This is a genomic window from Mesorhizobium sp. WSM4829 (assembly GCF_055811475.1).
The window spans coordinates 63538-80533 of record NZ_JBVVQJ010000026.1 but is presented as its reverse complement, the minus strand read 5'-3'; the positions used below and the strand labels follow the sequence as shown (position 1 = coordinate 80533).

Here is a 16996-nt window from a genome sequence, read left to right as displayed (position 1 = left end):
ATACCAAAACGGCGCAGAAATTTTCATGAGGCGGCGTTTCTATCTCAACAACGATCTGTCGGAGCGACCAATGACTGATTTTTACAACCTCGTCCCCTCGGCGCCGGAAGGCCGCTTCGACGGCATCGAGCGGCCCTACTCGCCGGACGATGTGAAGCGGCTGCGCGGTTCGGTCCAGATCCGGCAGAGCCTCGCCGAAATGGGCGCCAACCGGCTCTGGAAGCTCATCCACGAAGAGGACTTCGTCAACGCGCTCGGCGCCATGTCGGGCAACCAGGCGATGCAGCAGGTCCGGGCCGGACTGAAGGCGATCTACCTGTCCGGATGGCAGGTCGCGGCCGATGCCAACACCGCATCCGCCATGTATCCGGACCAGTCGCTTTATCCCGCCAATGCAGCGCCCGAACTGGTCAAGCGCATCAACCGCACCCTGCAGCGCGCCGACCAGATCGAGACCTCCGAAGGCAAGGGGCTTTCGGTCGACACCTGGTTCGCGCCCGTTGTCGCCGATGCGGAAGCCGGCTTCGGCGGACCGCTCAACGCCTTCGAGATCATGAAGGCCTTCATCGAGGCGGGTGCCGCCGGCGTCCACTACGAGGACCAGCTGGCGTCGGAGAAGAAGTGCGGCCATCTCGGCGGCAAGGTGCTGATCCCGACCGCCGCACACATCCGCAACCTCAACGCCGCGCGGCTTGCCGCCGACGTCATGGGCACGCCGACGCTGGTCGTCGCGCGCACCGACGCGGAAGCGGCAAAGCTGCTCACCTCCGACATCGACGAGCGCGACCAGCCCTTCGTCGACTATGGCGCCGGCCGTACGGTGGAGGGCTTCTATCAAGTCAGGAATGGCATCGAGCCCTGCATCGCACGGGCCGTCGCCTACGCGCCCCACGCCGACCTGATCTGGTGCGAAACCTCCAAGCCCGATCTGGCGCAGGCCAAAAAGTTCGCCGAGGGCGTGCACAGGCACCATCCCGGCAAGCTTCTCGCCTATAATTGCTCGCCGTCGTTCAACTGGAAGAAGAACCTCGACGATGCCACCATCGCCAGGTTCCAGAAGGAACTCGGCGCCATGGGCTACAAGTTCCAGTTCATCACGCTGGCCGGTTTTCACCAGCTCAATTTCGGCATGTTCGAACTCGCCCGCGGCTACAAGGCGCGTCAGATGGCGGCTTATTCCGAACTGCAGGAGGCTGAATTCGCGGCGGAAGCCCACGGCTACACCGCGACCAAGCACCAGCGCGAAGTCGGCACCGGCTATTTCGACGCCGTGTCGATGGCGATCACCGGTGGCCGGTCTTCGACCACGGCCATGCATGAATCGACCGAGCACGCCCAGTTCAAACCGGCGGCGGAATAGCACGAACGCAACAAAATAGAGGCAACGCCCCACAAGGGGTAAAAAAATACGCAAGGAGAAGACCAATGGCATCGATAAGCCGCGTCAAGGAACGGGCCGAAGAACAGGCCACCACGATGACCGTCGACCAGCAGGCGACCATCCGCATGCTGGCCAACGACCTGCACAGGCTCAACCAGTCGGTGATGAAGGCGGTCGAGGCCGGTGTGTCGGTAGAACTGGTGCGCTCGGCACGGCACCATGGCGGCGACGGCAACTGGGGCGACCTGCTGATCCCGGTCATCGTCACGCAGCGGAGCGTCGGCTGATCGAAATCCGACGAAATCCTGCTGGCGGATGCGGCATCACCTGCGCAGTTCTCTGCGCAGGTGATTTTGCACTTGCACAACCAGTTTGCATGCACGGCCAGAAAAGAACTTGCTTTAAATTTTAACCTTTCTTGCGATGTTCTCGACGCCGGCCATTTCAGCTTGACATAGGCAGCGATCTCACGGCAATTGTTTCCAAAGTACAACCCTGCATTGAAACTAGCGAGTGCCCGCCCTGCTCATGCGCCCCTTGAATCGCACTGTGAACCAGTTGAGTTTGATGAGCCGGAATGTGGACCCCGAAATGCTCACCGACTTCACCCGCGTGCTCGTCGTCGGAAAATCGCCGGTCAACCGGGTGGTGGTTTCGAAAATCGTCGAACGGTCTGGGCTCAAACCGATCTCGGAATCGCCCGAAACGGCGGCAGCGACGCTGCGCTCGCTCATTCCCGGAGCTGTCGTTCTCGATGGCGGAGCCGACAACAAGGACTGCGACGCACTGATGTCGCGTATCGACGCGCTTCGACGCATCTCGGGCAGATCGCGTCCCTCGGTGATCCTGCTCTCGACCAAGAGCGGCACACCGGAGAGCCTCGGCCTGTCGAGCGTCGTCGATGCGGTGGTCGTCAAGCCGATCACGACCGAACGGCTGCAGCCGGTGATCGACCATTTGATCGGGCTCGGACGCAGCTAGCCGGCGTCCTATCCGGCTCCTTCCTCGCTTCTTGCGATCGGATCTGAATCTCTTATGTCAGTATGTGACCGCCTGACAGCGAACCCAGTCCGATGTCCTTTTGCAATTGCGACGCATCTGGGATAGCACCTTCGAACAAATCCGCAGGCATGTTCCGACTTCGCGACATGGCTGTCGATATCGGCGGATCATGACATGTCCTCAGAACAGACCATCGCCGCGCTTTGCAGGGAACTCGGACTGCGCATCACCGGTCCGCGCCGCGTCATCATGCGCGTTCTATCCGAATCCAGCGACCATCCGGATGTGGTGGAACTCCATCGCCGTGTTGTCGCCATCGAGCCGACGATCGCGCTCGCCACTGTCTATCGCACCGTCAGCCTTCTGCGCGAAAAGGGCATTCTGGAGCGGCACACCTTTGGCGATCGGCGCGCCAGATACGAAACCGTCCCCCGCGAGCATCACGATCATCTCATCAACATCGAGACGGGAGATGTCATCGAGTTCCAGTCGGCGGAGATCGAGCGGCTCCAGGAGGAAATCGCTCGACAGCACGGATTCACGATCATCAGCCACAGACTGGAGATCTACGTGAAGCCGATCCAGAAACAGCGTCGCTCTCGTCAAACCAGAGAATGACCGCCAGTTTCTAGCCCTCCTCGCCGAGCTCCATTCGACCCGCCTTGAGTGTGGTGACGACGAAAGCAGCGATGAAGGCGGCAGACAGCATGAGAACGATGGTCGGCGCCGGTGCGCTGTCGATGAAGAAGGACAGATAGACGCCTAGGAACGATGCGGCGACCGCGATCGCCACCGACAGGATCAGCATGGCGCTGAACTTTCTTGTCAGCAGGAAGGCGATGGCGCCCGGCGCGATCAGCATGGCGATGGCCATGATGATGCCGACCGCCTTCAGCGCGCCGACGATGGTGAGCGAGATCAGGCAAAGCAGGCCGTAATGGAGCAGGTTGACCCGAAGACCGACCGCGCGCGCCTGAGCCGGGTCGAAGGCGTGCAGCAGGAAGTCGCGCCACTTGATGCCGATGATGCCGGCCGTAATCGCAGCAATGAGCCCCGTTTCGACGATGTCGCGCAGGCCGATGCCCAGAACGTCGCCGAACAATATGTGGTCGAGATGCACGTCGGACTGGATTTTTACGTAGAGCACCAGGCCGAGGCCGAACATGCCGGAGAAGACGATGCCCATGACCGTGTCCTGCTTGATGCGGCTGTTGTCCTTGAGGAAGCCGGTGGCGAGAGCGCAGACCATCCCGGCGGCGAAGGCGCCGATCGAATAGGGGAATCCGAGGATGTAAGCGATGACCACGCCGGGAAAGACGGCGTGGCTGATGGCGTCGCCCATCAGCGACCAGCCCTTGAGAACGAGAAAGCAGGAGAGCAGCGCCGTCGGCACGGCGACCAGCACCGAAGCAATCAGCGCATTGACCATGAAGCCGAACTGGAAGGGGGTAAGCAGTGTATCGAGGACGCTCACAGGCTGGCCTCCAAGGCCCGCGCCGAGCGGCGGCGGGCTGCCAGCATTCCATGCTTGGGAGCGAAGAAGAAGGCGGCGAGAAAGATCAGAGTCTGCAGCACGACGATGATGCCGCCGGTGGCGCCGTCGAGGAAATAGCTGACATAGGCGCCGGTGAAACTCGTCGCCGCGCCGATGACGACCGCGATGACGAGCAGGCGCGGAAACCGGTCCGTCAGAAGATAGGCGGTCGCGCCGGGGGTCACCACCATGCAGATGACCAGGAAGGCGCCGACGGTCTGAAGCGCGGCGACCGTGGAGGCCGATAGCAGCATGAAGAACATGATCTTGAGCGCGCTCGGGTTGAGGCCGATCGAGCGGGCATGGCTCTCGTCGAAGAAGACCACCATCAGATCCTTCCATTTCACCAGCAGGACGGCGAGCGAGACGAAGCCTATGATGGCGAGCTGAAGCGTGTCTTCCGGAGTGATGGCCAGAATGTTGCCGAGCACGATCGTCTGGATATTCACCGAGGTCGGCGACAGCGACACCATGAACAAGCCGAGGCCGAAGAAGGAGGAGAAGATCAGGCCGATGATGGCGTCTTCCTTCAGCTTGGTCCGCTGGTTGAGGAAGAGCATCACTGCGGCGGCGAGCCCGCCGGAGAAGAAGGCGCCGATCGAGAAGGGAAGGCCCAGCATATAGGCGCCGGCGACGCCCGGCACGATCGAATGCGAGAGCGCGTCACCGATCAGCGACCAGCCTTTCAGCATCAGATAGCAGGACAGGAAGGCGCAGACACCGCCGACCAGGGCGGACACCCACATGGCATTGAGCATGTATTCGTAGCCGAATGGCTCGAGCAGGACACTCATTCGTCCGGTTCCCGCATCTTGTGCTGCATGGCTCCGTTCTCTCCGTAGAAGACCAGTGGCCGCTCGTCGTCGGTGATGACGGCAAGGCGGCGCCTGTCGTCGTCCTCATGCAGCCCGGCTCCGCCCAGCACGAAATGACGCAAGACGCCGCCGAAAGCCTTTTCCAGGTTCGCCTGCGTGAAGGTCTGGCCTGTCGGCCCGTAGGCAAGGACCGTGTTGCGGAGCAGCACGGCACGGTCGCAGAACTCCGGCACGCTACCCAGATTATGCGTCGAAACCAGCATCACCCGGCCTTCGTCCCGGAGCGCGCGCAGCAGTTCGATGATAGCGTCCTCGGTCCTGACATCGACGCCAGTGAAGGGCTCGTCGAGCAGGATGACTCGCCCGTCCTGCGCCAGCGCCCGAGCGAGAAAGACGCGCTTCTTCTGCCCGCCCGAAAGCTCGCCGATCTGGCGCTTGCGGAAATCGCTCATGCCGACACGCGCAAGCGCTGATGTAACCGCCTCGCGATCAGCCGCCTTCGGCAGGCGCATCATGCCCATATGGCCGTAACGCCCCATCATGACGACGTCCTCGACCAGTACTGGAAAGTCCCAGTCGACCTCCTCGGCCTGCGGCACATAGGCGACGACGTTCTTCCTCAGCGCGGCCGCGGCCGGCCGTCCGAGTACAAGAATCTCTCCCTTTGCCAGCCGCACGAAGCCCATGATGGCTTTGAACAGCGTCGACTTGCCCGAGCCGTTGACACCGACAAGTGCCGTGATCGTGCCTGTCGGAATTTCAAAGCTCGCATCGCGCAGCGCCGTGAGGCCGTTGCGGTAGGTGACGGTCGCGCCGCGCACGGCGAGACCGCCTCCCGCATCCTGCGACGCGGCGGCAAGAGGCGGAACGGCTTCGTTCATTGCGACAGCCCTGCGGCGAGGCCTTTCTGAATTGTATCCGATGTCACACGCAGCAGGTCGATATAGGTCGGCACCGGGCCGTCCGCCTCGCTGAGGGAATCGACGTAGAGCACGCCGCCGTAATGGACCCCCGTCTCGCGCGCGACCTGCCGGGCCGGCTTGTCCGACACGGTGCTTTCGCTGAAGACGGCGACGATCTTGTTGTCCCTGACGGCGTCGATCACCTTGCGAACCTGCTGCGGGGTGCCTTGCTGGTCAGCGTTGATCGGCCACAAATAAAGCTCCTTCAGCGCGAAATCGCGTGCGAGGTACGAGAAAGCGCCTTCGCTCGACACCAGCCAGCGCCTGTCCTGCGGGATCGAGGCGAGCTTATCGCGGATCGGCGCGACGGCCGCCTCTATCTTTGCCTTGTAGGCTTCCGCATTGGCCTTGTAGGTCTCGGCATGCGCCGGATCGTGCTCGACGAAGGCGTCGCGGATGTTGTCGACGTAGATCAGCGCGTTTGTCGGCGACATCCAGGCATGCGGATTCGGTTTGCCGGTATAGGGTCCCTCAGCGATGCTCATCGGTTGGACGCCCTCGGAGACGATGGCGCCGGGCACGTCACTGAGGTTCTGGAAGAATTTTTCGAACCAGACTTCGAGGTTGAGCCCGTTCCACAGAATGAGCTTTGCGCCCTGAGCCCGCTGAATGTCGCCCGGCGTCGGCGCGTAATTGTGGATCTCCGCCCCCGGCTTGGTGATCGATTCCACGATCGCTGCGTCGCCCGCCACGTTCTTCGCCATGTCGGCGATGACGGTGAAGGTCGTCACGGCCTTGAATTTTTCCTGCGCTTTCGCTGGGCTTGAAGCCACTGCCGCAGCGAAAACCGCAGCCATCAACCCGACGGCAACCCATCGCCCGTGTCTCTCGATCATCAAAATCTCCTGTCGCGATTACTCGCATGCCCGCGGGCGCTGTGACGCCGCGCTTGTCGCATATTCTGCAATTGCGACTGATTTGCAAGTAGAAAACGATTTTACGGCATCGATTGTACAAGAGCCGCGCGTTGGAGGGGGCCGCGCGATGGAGGGTCAGCGACAGCGCGGCTCTTTGGCGGAGCGAACAACAAGGATTGCGACGCGCAATGTCCGGCATCGATACGCCTGCCGCGCACGTCCGGTCCGGCGCCGAGACCCGCGATCAGCCGGCTTTCCCGATGCTTTCGACCAGCCGGGGCAGTTCCGAGAGATCGGCTATCTGGCGGAAGCGAGGCGCGGTGACCGGCGGCTCGACATATTCCAGCGCCCAGGTCAGCTCATGCGGCACGTGGATGCCCCAACTGCCGGCCTCGATGGCCGGCACCACGTCCGACTTGAGCGAATTGCCGACCATCATGCTTTTTTCGGCGCCATCACCGTGGCGGCTGAAGATGCTGGTATACGTAGCGGGGCTCTTGTCGCTGACGATCTCGACGGCATCGAACAGGTCACCGAGGCCCGATTGCGCCAGCTTGCGTTCCTGATCGAAAAGGTCGCCCTTGGTGATCAGCACCAGGCGATAGGCATCCGCCAGTTTTTCAACGGTTTCGCGCGCATGAGGCAGCGCCTCGATCGGATGGCCAAGCATCTCGCGGCCCGCGGCGAGAATTTCGGCGATGACCGAGGCCGGCGCGCGGCCGTCGGTAATCTCGATCGCCGTTTCGATCATCGACAGGGTAAATCCCTTGATGCCGAAGCCGTAAACGGCGAGGTTGCGCTTCTCGGCTTCCAGCAATCTTGCCGAGATATGCTCCTCCTCGGCATGATCGGCGAGCAGCGCGGCAAAGCGCTTTTCGGTGATGCGGAAGAACTGCTCGTTCTGCCAGAGCGTGTCGTCGGCATCGAAGCCGATCGTGGTCAATTCATGATTTTTCCGCATGCGACGTCTTCAAGCGAGGTCATTGAACTTGCGTCGAACCTAAGCTGCCTGGAGCAATTTTCAACTGGCGGGCGAAGGCAGGGCCGGCTCCCCTTCCCTTCCATCACCGGCCCCGGCTATACTCCCAAATCCGCAACCCAATCTGGTGAATGATGCCGCCTGCAAAAAAGGAAGTCCGTCCGTCGAGCCGCGGAGGACGTATCCGCACGCCTGCCTTCGTGAAAAATCAACGTGGTGTGAAAAACTGGAAGGAAGTCGGCGCCTGGCTGGCGTGGCGCGGCATCGAGGATATCGAATGCATCACGCCCGACCAGGCCGGTGTTGCGCGCGGCAAGATGATGCCGTCGAAGAAATTCACCTCCAACACCTCGCTGGCGCTGCCTTCGGCGGTGTTCATGACGACGATCTCCGGCGGCTACCCTGAGAACGGCAACGGCTTCAACTATCCGGAAGACGACGGCGACCTCAAGCTGATGCCGGACCTTTCGACGCTGACCGTGGTGCCGTGGGAAGAGGATCCGACGGCGGCGGTCATCTGCGACCTCGTCCACCAGGACGGCCGCTCGGTCGAGTTCACGCCGCGCAACGTGCTGAAGCGTGTGCTTGCCGCTTACGACAAGCGCGGGCTGAAGCCGGTGGTGGCGCCCGAGATCGAGTTCTACCTGGTGCGCAAGAATCCCGATCCGGACTACCCGCTGACCCCGCCGGTCGGGCGTTCGGGACGGGCGATCGGCGGTGGCGCCGGATATTCGATTGCCGGCGTCAACGAGTTCGACGAACTGATCGACGACATCTACCATTTCTCCGAAAGCCAGGGCCTGGAAATCGACACGCTGATCCACGAGGAAGGCGCCGGTCAGCTCGAGATCAATCTGCGCCACGGCGATCCGATCGAACTGGCCGACCAGGTGTTCATGTTCAAGCGCACCATCCGCGAGGCGGCGCTGAAGCATGAGATCTATGCCACCTTCATGGCCAAGCCGATCCAGGGGCAGCCCGGGTCGGCCATGCATATCCACCAATCGATCATCGACAAGAAGACCGGCAGGAACGTCTTTTCTGCCGAGGACGGCTCGGAAACCGAAGCCTTTTTCCATTTCCTCGGCGGCATGCAGAAACATGTGCCGAACGCGCTGGTGATGTTTGCGCCCTACGTCAATTCCTATCGCCGGCTGACGCAGTCGGCTTCGGCGCCGGTCAACAACAAATGGGGCTACGACAACCGCACCACCGCCTTCCGCGTCCCGCGCTCCGACCCGGCAGCCAGGCGCGTCGAGAACCGCATCCCCTCCTCCGACGCCAATCCCTATCTGGCGATGGCCGCATCGCTCGCCTGCGGGCTGATCGGCATGACCAACAAGATCAAGGCCGAACCGCCGGTTCTCACCACCGCCAACGCGGCCGAGATCGACCTGCCGCGCAGCCTGCTCGAGGCCGTCGACCTGTTCGAAGCCGACGAGGAACTCTGCGCGCTGCTCGGCAAGTCGTTCGCCGCCACCTATGCGGCGATCAAGCGGGCGGAATTCGAGACCTTCATGGAAGTGATCAGCCCGTGGGAGCGGGAGTATCTGTTGTTGAATGTGTGAGTGGCGACTTCGTCGCGTGAATGGTGAATGGTGAATGGTGAATGGTGAATGGTGAATGGTTGAAATGAACGACGTCTTCGCCGATGGCAAGCGAGCCGCTTCGTCGTCCATTCACCATTCACCATTCACTATTCACCACCGCCGAAAGGCGGTGCAATCCTGACCTACCAATCCCCAATCTCCCCCGGCCGGTCCTGGTATGAGGACACGGCCGGTCCACGGCCCGAATACAAGGCGCTTGACGGTGACCTGAGCTGCGACGTCGTCGTCGTTGGCGGCGGTTTTACCGGCCTGTCGGCGGCGGTGCACCTCGCCAGGGCCGGCAGCAATGTCGTGCTGGTCGAAGCGCATCGTTTCGGCGACGGCGCATCGGGCCGCAATGGCGGCCAGCTCGGCACCGGTCAGCGCGCCTGGGCCGAGGAGCTCGAAGCGGAATACGGCTTTTCCCGGGCCAAGGCGCTGTTCGACCTCGCCGAAGAGGCCAAGGCGAATCTCCTCGAATTCGCCGCCGTCAACAAGATCGAGATCGACTACATGCCCGGCCAGATGTCGGTGGCGCACAAGCAGCGCTATGTCGACGACTACAAGGCGCATGCCGAGATCATGGCGAACCGCTTCGGCTATCCGCACATCAGCTTCATGGACGCCAGGGAGACGGCGGAGCGGTTGGGCTCGGCGCGCTATTTCGGCGGCACCCGCGACACCGGCACCGGGCACATCCATCCGCTGAAGCTGGTGATCGGCACGGCAAAAGTGGCAGCGCGCGCGGGCGCGCAGCTGTTCGAGCAGACGCCGGCGACCGCCATCGCGTCCGTTGGCGGCAAGGTCAGGGTCACGACGCCGAAAGGCACGATATCAGCCGAGAAATGTCTGATCGGCGTCAACGCCCATGGCGGCACGCTCGAGCCGATCAGCGCCGCGCATATCATGCCGATCGGCTCCTTCATCGGCGCGACGGTGCCGCTTGCGGATTCAAACGTGTTGCCGGGCGGTGAGGCGGTCGACGATTCCCGCTTCGTCGTGCGCTACTTCCGCAAATCGACGGATGGGCGTCTGCTGTTCGGCGGGCGCGAGATCTACGCGGTCAACGATCCGAAAGACATCCATGTCCACATCCGCCGGCAGATCGCCGAGCTTTACCCTGACCTCAGCGATGTCGAGATCACTCATGGCTGGGGCGGCTATGTCGGCATCACGATGCCGAGAAAACCGTTCGTGCGCGAGGTGATGCCCAATGTGATCTCGGTCGGCGGCTATTCCGGCCACGGCGTCATGCTGTCGAACTTTTTCGGCAAGCTCTATGCCGAAACCGTCGCCGGCAACCGGGACCGGCTGAGGCTGATCGAGGACCTGAACATCCCGGCCTTTCCCGGTGGCCGGCGCTTGCGCGCGCCTCTGATGTTTCTTGCGCTCAACTGGTATGCCTTGAGGGACCGCATATAACCACAGGTTGCAAAATCCCTTGCAAGTTGCAGAATCGATCGTAAAGGTGCAGAATCCGCACCGCAAGGGCGCAGTGATGCCACAATCGCCGGCAAAGGATGCCGGTTCTGGGCAGTCGAAGGGGGATTTTGCGGGCCTGCCCGCGTTGGATTGGGACCGATGCCGACCAGATGCCGGTTTTCCGGCACAGGTCGTAAGAACGTTGGCCCGCAAATGGAGGTTGTAAGAGTGAGAGAGCCCTTCAGTTTCGGCGCGCCGGAACGACGGCGCTTTGCGATGCAGTTTGGCTACGACATGCAGCCCAGGTTCTGGCGGCAAATCCGGTCGAACCTGCATCTGGTCATCGCCGCGTTTGGAACAGCAGCGCTGCTTGGCGTGGCAGCGATGGCGCTATGGCTGGCATTGCCGGCCACCGAGAGACAAGCGGTCGCCAGTCCCGAGCAGATCGTTTCCAGCATTCCGGTGAAAACGACAAGGATCGTGCCGGCCGCGGCCGCGGCCGCGCGGATAGAAGCGGCCCAGCAGGCTGCGAGCAAGACTGATGCGATTTCGTCGGCGGTGGTTGCAGCGAAGGCCGAGATAGCGGCGCTGGCGCCCAATGATCCCCGCTGGACAGGATCGGGACCGAAGACCACATCCGGCCAGACGGCGGGCGGCCAGACGGCGGGCCAGGCTGAAAAAGCAGACAAGCCGTCCACCGCGGCGGCATTTGCCGATCCGGCAGCGAAAACCAAAGTGGCAGCATTGATTGCCAAAGTCGCTGCTCCCGCCAAGGCGGCGACGGACGGTGCGCCAACCGCCGCCATCCCCACCCCGAAGCCGCTGCCGGCCGCGACACAGACGGATGGCACCCAGGCCAAAGTCGAGGCCAAGCCAGCGAGCGCGGCAGGACGTATCCTCAGGGGCGTCACCATGCGCACCGGTCCGAAGAACAGTGCGGCAGCCATCGTCACCATTCCGGCCAAGACCTCGGTTCAGGTGATGGGCTGCAAGAAATGGTGCCAGATCGTCTACAACGGCAAACGCGGCTGGATCTACAAGAGCTTCGTCAAGACCGGCGCGTAGCATCGGTCAGGCCGTTCTTTGACGTTGCCCACGGCTCATTTGGCTGCCGCAATCAGCCGCCCGCGTGCGAGGGACGGTCAGGTCAAACTTGAAACCGACAGGGCCGGACGGCTCAGATGCACCGTCCGCCGTCGATCTCCAGCGCCACGCCAGTGATGAAGGCCGCCTCGTCCGACGCCAGCCAGAGCGCCGCGTTGGCTATGTCGAGCGGCGTCGAAAGCCGGCCAAGTGGGATCGACGCGCGGAATTTCTCGCGGATTTCGGGCGTGTCGGCGCCCATGAATTTTTCCAGCATGCCGGTCTCGCCGGCGACCGGGCACAGGCAGTTCACGCGGATGTTCTTCGGCGCGAGTTCCACCGCCATGGATTTGGTCGCGGTGATCGCCCAGCCCTTCGACGCATTGTACCAGGTGAGGCCGGGCCGCGGCCTGATGCCGGCGGTCGAGGCCGTGGTCAGGATGACGCCGCCGCCTTGCCTATCCATCACCGGCACGACCGCCAGGGCGGCGTGGTAGATCGCCTTCATGTTGACGGCCGTGATCAGATCGAAGGTCGTCTCGTCGACCTCGAGCATATCGCCGTTGCGATGGGTGTAGCCGGCATTGTTGACCATGATGTCGATGCGGCCAAAGGCACTCTTTGCGGCATAGACCATCTCGTCGAACTCGGAACGGGTCGAGACGTCCGTCTGGGTCCAGATCGCCGCCCGGCCGATCTCGTTGGCGACGCGTTCGGCGCCCTTGGCGTTGAGGTCGGCGACAACAACCTTGGCGCCCTCCTCGGCAAAACGCTTGGCCATGCCCTCGCCGAAGCCTGACGCGGCACCGGTGATGATGGCAACTTTGTTTTCCAGGCGCATGGCTTTCTCACTCATGATTGAAGGCTCCCCGCTCCGGCAGCCTCCGGCAATGGCCGCCGAAAGATCAATATACTCTCGATTTCTCCTTTGGCTTTCGCCTCGATCCCGCTCTATGCTGCATCCGCGAAGGCCTCCCGGAACCACCTCGCCGACAAGCGTCCGGGTTGCGCCAGTGTCAAGGGCACACCTCAGGACAAATCGGCAAACACCCGATTGGCCCTGGGATGTGACGCCGTGTCACTGGAAAATCTAAATCGATTAGATTATACCCACCGCACCACAGCGAGCGGCGTCAGAGCGGACAGACCATGACCAGCCAGATCATTCCCGTCGACCCTTTCGACTTCATCATTTTCGGCGGCACCGGCGATCTGTCGGAACGCAAGCTTTTGCCGTCACTCTATCATCGCCAGCGCGGCCATCAGTTTTCCGAACCGACGCGCATCATCGGCACGTCGCGCTCGAAAATGACCGACGAGGAATTCCAGGCTTTCGCCAGGCAGGCGATTTCCGACCATGTGAAACCGGCTGATATCGACGCCGCGGAATTGGAGACGTTCCTTGCCCGGCTTTCCTACGTCTCGGCTGACGCGACGACCGGCGCGGGCTTCGACAAATTGAAGACGGCGATCGGCGACAGCGAATGCATCCGTGCCTTCTATCTGGCGGTTGCGCCGGCGCTGTTCGGCGACATCTCACACAAGCTGAAAGAGAACGGGCTGATCACGCCGAACTCGCGCATCGTGCTGGAAAAACCGATCGGGCGCGATCTCGCCTCGGCGCGCCAGCTCAACGATTTGGTCGGCGACGATTTCCATGAAAGCCAGATTTTCCGCATCGATCACTATCTCGGCAAGGAGACAGTGCAGAACCTGATGGCGCTGCGCTTTGCCAATGCGCTCTACGAGCCGCTGTGGAATTCCGCCAATGTCGATCATGTCCAGATCACCGTGGCCGAGACCGTCGGCCTCGAAGACCGCGTCACCTATTACGACAAGGCGGGCGCGCTGCGCGACATGGTGCAGAACCACATGCTGCAGCTTCTCTGCCTCGTCGCCATGGAGGCGCCGTCGTCGATGGACGCCGACGCCGTGCGCGACGAAAAGCTGAAGGTTCTGCGCGCGCTGAAACGCATCAACGGCAATGAAGCGCCCAAGCACACGGTACGCGGCCAATACCGTGCCGGGGCCTCGGCCGGCGGGCCGGTGAAAGGCTATGTCGAGGAGCTCGGCAAGAACAGCAACACCGAGACCTTCGTTGCGCTCAAGGCCGAAATCGGCAACTGGCGCTGGGCCGGCGTGCCGTTCTACCTCAGGACGGGCAAGCGGCTGGCGACACGCGTTTCGGAGATCGTCATCGAATTCAAGCCGATCCCGCATTCGATCTTCGGCGACAGCGCCGGGCCGATCTCGGCCAACCAGCTGGTCATCCGGCTGCAGCCCGACGAAGGCGTCAAGCAGTTCATCATGATCAAGGATCCGGGGCCTGGCGGCATGCGGCTGCGCCAGATCCCGCTCGATATGAGCTTCGCGCAATCCTTCGACGGCCGCGCCCCCGACGCCTATGAGCGACTGATCATGGACGTCATCCGTGGCAACCAGACGCTGTTCATGCGCCGCGACGAGGTCGAGGCGGCGTGGAAATGGATCGACCCGATCCAGGACGCATGGGAAGGCGCCAGGCAGGAGGCGCAGGGCTATACCGCCGGCACATGGGGCCCCTCCGCCTCGATTGCGCTGATCGAACGCGACGGGCGGACATGGCACGAGAGCAATTGAACAGCGACGCCTACAACTGGCACGCATTTGCCGAACGCCAGGACCTGGCGGCAGCACTTGCTGGCCATGTCGCAGGCCGCCTGACCAATGCGATCGATGAGCGCGGCACGGCATTGCTCGCCGTTTCCGGCGGCACGACGCCGGCGAAATTTTTCGCATCGCTTTCGAGCATCCCGATCGCCTGGAACAAGGTCACGGTGACGCTGGTCGACGAGCGTTGCGTGCCGGTCTCCTCGCCGCGCTCCAACGCCGGGCTGGTCGCCGCCAATCTTCTGCAACACGCCGCCGCAGCCGCACGTTTCGTGCCGCTCTACCAAGAGGCAGAAAGCGTCGGCAACACGTCGGAGGCCGATAGCAGGATGTTGCGGTCGCTGCCCTGGCCGCTCGATGTGGTCGTGCTTGGCATGGGAACCGATGGCCATACCGCGTCGTTTTTTCCTGACGCCGACAATCTGGAAACACTGCTCGACCCGTCGTCGGAAAGGGTCGTGCTCCCGGTTCACGCGACAAGCGCCGGCGAGCCGCGGCTGACGCTGTCGCTGGCGCGGATCGTCAGGGCCGGCTTCGTCGCGCTGCACATCGAGGGTGAGGACAAGCGCACGGCATTCGAAAGCGCGATGGCATCGGAAACGCGAAAGCCCATTCGCGCCGTGCTCGACGCAGCCGAGAAACCCGTACAGGTTTTCTGGGCACCCTGATTTCAACTTGCCAAGGGGTCCCGCACGGCCGTGTTTGCGGGACCTCGCCTGAAAGGACCGACGCCATGACCGCGAGACGCGACATCGAAGCCATCACCGAGCGCATCCGCCAACGCTCCAGACCGGGGCGCGAGGCCTATCTCGGCCGCATCGCCGAGGCATCGAGCCGCACCGCCAACCGGGCCGTGCTGTCGTGCGGCAACCTCGCCCACGGCTTTGCCGTGTGCAGCCCTTCGGAAAAGCTGGCGTTGGGCGGCGACCGCGTGCCGAACCTCGGCATCATCACATCCTATAACGACATGCTGTCGGCGCATCAGCCTTTCGAGACATTTCCGGCGCTGATCAAGGACGCGGCGCGCGAGGCCGGCGGCATTGCCCAGGTCGCCGGCGGCGTGCCGGCGATGTGCGACGGCGTCACCCAGGGCCAGCCCGGCATGGAGCTGTCGCTGTTCTCGCGCGACGTGATCGCCATGGCGGCGGCGATCGGCCTGTCGCACAACATGTTCGACGCCGCCGTCCATCTCGGCGTCTGCGACAAGATCGTGCCGGGGCTGGTGATCGCGGCGCTGACCTTCGGCCATCTGCCGGCGGTGTTCATCCCGGCCGGGCCGATGACGACGGGCCTGCCCAATGACGAGAAAGCCAAGGTCCGCCAGCTCTATGCCGAAGGCAAGGCAGGACGGGCCGAACTGCTCGAGGCCGAGTCCAAATCCTATCACGGGCCGGGAACCTGCACCTTCTACGGCACGGCGAACTCCAACCAGATGCTGATGGAGATCATGGGCCTGCACACGCCGGGCGCCTCCTTCGTCAACCCCGGCACGCCGTTGCGCGACGCGCTGACCCGGGAGGCGACGAAGCGGGCGCTGGCGATCACCGCGCTCGGCAACGCCTACACGCCGGTCGGCCGGATGATCGACGAGCGCTCGTTCGTCAACGGCATCGTCGGCCTGCACGCCACCGGCGGATCGACCAATCACACCATCCACCTGATCGCCATGGCGGCCGCGGCCGGCATCGCCATTAGCTGGCAGGATATTTCCGATCTTTCGGAAGCCGTGCCGCTGCTGGCGCGGGTCTATCCGAACGGCCTTGCCGACGTGAACCATTTCCACGCAGCCGGCGGGCTCGGCTTCCTGATCCGCGAACTGCTCGACGAGGGAATATTGCACGAGGACGTCCAGACGGTTTGGGGCGAAGGGCTGCGGCCTTATGCGGTCGAGGCCAAGCTCGGCGTCGATGGCGGCGTGGTGCGCGAGGCCTCGCCCCGCGAAAGCGGCGACGAAAAAGTGCTGGCGCCGTTCAAGAAGGCGTTCCAGCCGACGGGCGGGCTGAAAATGCTCTCAGGCAATCTCGGCCACGCCGTCATCAAGACTTCCGCCGTAAAACCGGAACGGCGCATCATCGAGGCGCCTGCCAAGGTTTTCGACAGCCAGCAAGGGCTCAACGAGGCGTTCAAGGCCGGCACGTTGACCGGCGATTTCATCGCCGTCATCCGCTTCCAGGGCCCGAAAGCCAACGGCATGCCGGAGCTGCACAAGCTGACCACCGTGCTCGGCGTCCTGCAGGATCGCGGCCAGCATGTGGCGCTGGTCACCGACGGGCGCATGTCGGGCGCCAGCGGCAAGGTGCCGGCGGCGATCCATGTGACGCCGGAGGCGGTCGAGGACGGGCCGATCGCCAGGATCCATGACGGCGACATCATCAGGCTCGACGCCGACGCCGGTACGCTGGAAGTCTTGGTGCCGGCAGGCGATTTCGCGCTGCGCCGAGCAGCGGACAGCGATCTTGTCGGCAATGAATTCGGTTTTGGCCGCGAGCTTTTCGCCGGGTTGCGGCAAATGGTCGGCCGTGCCGACCACGGCGCCAGCGCATTCGCAAACAACGTGGCGGAATTCGCGCTGCAGTGAAAAGGGCGGCTCGCGGCCGTCTGACGCTGGCCGTCGATTGCCACGCAATTTTGCCTTTCGTAGCCGATGCAGGCGGGGAGCGGGATCGAGGGCTTCTGCGTCTTCAGAAACGGCAAAGTCCGACCTAAAGCGGAAGCTCGTTCGC

Annotated in this window: 16 protein-coding genes; 10 read left to right on the top strand and 6 right to left on the bottom strand. The window is 63.0% G+C overall.

Annotation, left to right across the window (positions count from 1 at the left end):
• Window positions 1-70 precede the first annotated feature (70 nt).
• From aceA to AC0L17_RS23120, 4 genes are all read left to right on the top strand, one after another.
• Entirely contained in the window at window positions 71-1360 is a 1290-nt protein-coding gene (aceA, locus tag AC0L17_RS23135) for an isocitrate lyase (RefSeq protein WP_077379770.1), read from the top strand.
• A 65-nt stretch (window positions 1361-1425) separates the two neighbouring features.
• Complete coding sequence (locus AC0L17_RS23130) at window positions 1426-1668, top strand: SMc00767 family acetate metabolism repressor (protein WP_027156310.1); 243 nt, start codon at window positions 1426-1428, stop codon at window positions 1666-1668.
• Between the two features lie 280 nt (window positions 1669-1948).
• Window positions 1949-2362 (top strand): response regulator, encoded by a 414-nt coding sequence (locus AC0L17_RS23125; protein WP_473517526.1) that lies wholly within the window; start codon window positions 1949-1951, stop codon window positions 2360-2362.
• Window positions 2363-2557: 195 nt separating this feature from the next.
• Window positions 2558-3001 (top strand): Fur family transcriptional regulator, encoded by a 444-nt coding sequence (locus AC0L17_RS23120; RefSeq protein WP_023800311.1) that lies wholly within the window; start codon window positions 2558-2560, stop codon window positions 2999-3001.
• Window positions 3002-3011: 10 nt separating this feature from the next.
• On the opposite strand, the gene AC0L17_RS23115 is transcribed toward AC0L17_RS23120, so the two are convergent.
• The 5 genes from AC0L17_RS23115 to AC0L17_RS23095 form a co-directional block, all read right to left on the bottom strand.
• On the bottom strand, window positions 3012-3857 hold the full coding sequence (locus AC0L17_RS23115; RefSeq protein ID WP_473517525.1) for a metal ABC transporter permease: 846 nt from the start codon (window positions 3855-3857) through the stop codon (window positions 3012-3014).
• A complete protein-coding gene (gene sitC / locus AC0L17_RS23110) occupies window positions 3854-4711 on the bottom strand; it encodes an iron/manganese ABC transporter permease subunit SitC (RefSeq protein WP_473517524.1) in 858 nt (285 codons plus the stop codon). Before sitC ends, AC0L17_RS23115 begins: the two co-directional genes overlap by 4 nt.
• The gene (locus AC0L17_RS23105) at window positions 4708-5613 is read right to left on the bottom strand and encodes a manganese/iron ABC transporter ATP-binding protein (RefSeq protein WP_473517523.1); all 906 of its coding nucleotides are present in this window, start codon (window positions 5611-5613) and stop codon (window positions 4708-4710) included. The genes sitC and AC0L17_RS23105 overlap by 4 nt, the downstream gene beginning before the upstream one ends.
• Window positions 5610-6491 carry a metal ABC transporter substrate-binding protein gene (locus tag AC0L17_RS23100; RefSeq protein ID WP_198032843.1) on the bottom strand — a complete coding sequence of 294 codons (882 nt, stop codon included), beginning with the start codon at window positions 6489-6491 and terminating at the stop codon, window positions 5610-5612. Before AC0L17_RS23100 ends, AC0L17_RS23105 begins: the two co-directional genes overlap by 4 nt.
• Window positions 6492-6795: 304 nt before the next feature.
• On the bottom strand, window positions 6796-7512 hold the full coding sequence (locus tag AC0L17_RS23095; protein WP_473517522.1) for an HAD family hydrolase: 717 nt from the start codon (window positions 7510-7512) through the stop codon (window positions 6796-6798).
• Between the two features lie 149 nt (window positions 7513-7661).
• Between AC0L17_RS23095 and AC0L17_RS23090 the strand changes: the two genes are divergently transcribed.
• From AC0L17_RS23090 to AC0L17_RS23080, 3 genes are all read left to right on the top strand, one after another.
• Window positions 7662-9098, top strand: coding sequence for a glutamine synthetase family protein (locus tag AC0L17_RS23090; protein WP_027156302.1), 1437 nt, complete (start codon window positions 7662-7664; stop codon window positions 9096-9098).
• Between the two features lie 159 nt (window positions 9099-9257).
• On the top strand, window positions 9258-10541 hold the full coding sequence (locus AC0L17_RS23085) for an NAD(P)/FAD-dependent oxidoreductase (RefSeq protein ID WP_473517539.1): 1284 nt from the start codon (window positions 9258-9260) through the stop codon (window positions 10539-10541).
• Between the two features lie 228 nt (window positions 10542-10769).
• Window positions 10770-11606, top strand: a complete 837-nt coding sequence (locus AC0L17_RS23080; RefSeq protein WP_288142191.1) for an SH3 domain-containing protein — start codon at window positions 10770-10772, stop codon at window positions 11604-11606.
• A gap of 112 nt (window positions 11607-11718) precedes the next feature.
• On the opposite strand, the gene AC0L17_RS23075 is transcribed toward AC0L17_RS23080, so the two are convergent.
• Window positions 11719-12465: an SDR family oxidoreductase gene (locus AC0L17_RS23075; protein ID WP_473517538.1), complete on the bottom strand. Its 747-nt coding sequence runs from the start codon at window positions 12463-12465 to the stop codon at window positions 11719-11721.
• A gap of 308 nt (window positions 12466-12773) precedes the next feature.
• On the opposite strand from AC0L17_RS23075, the gene zwf reads away from it, so the two are divergent.
• The 3 genes from zwf to edd all read left to right on the top strand — a co-directional run bounded on the left by zwf (window position 12774) and on the right by edd (window position 16851).
• On the top strand, window positions 12774-14243 hold the full coding sequence (gene zwf / locus AC0L17_RS23070; RefSeq protein ID WP_236375126.1) for a glucose-6-phosphate dehydrogenase: 1470 nt from the start codon (window positions 12774-12776) through the stop codon (window positions 14241-14243).
• The gene (gene pgl, locus AC0L17_RS23065; protein WP_473517521.1) at window positions 14225-14941 is read left to right on the top strand and encodes a 6-phosphogluconolactonase; all 717 of its coding nucleotides are present in this window, start codon (window positions 14225-14227) and stop codon (window positions 14939-14941) included. The genes zwf and pgl overlap by 19 nt, the downstream gene beginning before the upstream one ends.
• A 65-nt stretch (window positions 14942-15006) precedes the next feature.
• Window positions 15007-16851 carry a phosphogluconate dehydratase gene (gene edd / locus AC0L17_RS23060; protein ID WP_473517520.1) on the top strand — a complete coding sequence of 615 codons (1845 nt, stop codon included), beginning with the start codon at window positions 15007-15009 and terminating at the stop codon, window positions 16849-16851.
• Window positions 16852-16996 lie beyond the last annotated feature (145 nt).

Excerpts from the sequence above, each read along its gene's own strand:
- aceA (WP_077379770.1), top strand. The coding sequence starts at position 71 with ATGACTGATTTTTACAACCTCGTCCCCTCGGCGCCGGAAGGCCGCTTC.
- AC0L17_RS23105 (WP_473517523.1), bottom strand. The coding sequence starts at position 5,613 with ATGAACGAAGCCGTTCCGCCTCTTGCCGCCGCGTCGCAGGATGCGGGA.
- zwf (WP_236375126.1), top strand. The coding sequence starts at position 12,774 with ATGACCAGCCAGATCATTCCCGTCGACCCTTTCGACTTCATCATTTTC.
- AC0L17_RS23120 (WP_023800311.1), top strand. The coding sequence starts at position 2,558 with ATGTCCTCAGAACAGACCATCGCCGCGCTTTGCAGGGAACTCGGACTG.
- AC0L17_RS23095 (WP_473517522.1), bottom strand. The coding sequence starts at position 7,512 with ATGCGGAAAAATCATGAATTGACCACGATCGGCTTCGATGCCGACGAC.
- AC0L17_RS23090 (WP_027156302.1), top strand. The coding sequence starts at position 7,662 with ATGATGCCGCCTGCAAAAAAGGAAGTCCGTCCGTCGAGCCGCGGAGGA.
- pgl (WP_473517521.1), top strand. The coding sequence starts at position 14,225 with ATGGCACGAGAGCAATTGAACAGCGACGCCTACAACTGGCACGCATTT.
- edd (WP_473517520.1), top strand. The coding sequence starts at position 15,007 with ATGACCGCGAGACGCGACATCGAAGCCATCACCGAGCGCATCCGCCAA.
- AC0L17_RS23130 (WP_027156310.1), top strand. The coding sequence starts at position 1,426 with ATGGCATCGATAAGCCGCGTCAAGGAACGGGCCGAAGAACAGGCCACC.
- AC0L17_RS23100 (WP_198032843.1), bottom strand. The coding sequence starts at position 6,491 with ATGGCTGCGGTTTTCGCTGCGGCAGTGGCTTCAAGCCCAGCGAAAGCG.
- AC0L17_RS23075 (WP_473517538.1), bottom strand. The coding sequence starts at position 12,465 with ATGCGCCTGGAAAACAAAGTTGCCATCATCACCGGTGCCGCGTCAGGC.
- AC0L17_RS23125 (WP_473517526.1), top strand. The coding sequence starts at position 1,949 with ATGAGCCGGAATGTGGACCCCGAAATGCTCACCGACTTCACCCGCGTG.
- sitC (WP_473517524.1), bottom strand. The coding sequence starts at position 4,711 with ATGAGTGTCCTGCTCGAGCCATTCGGCTACGAATACATGCTCAATGCC.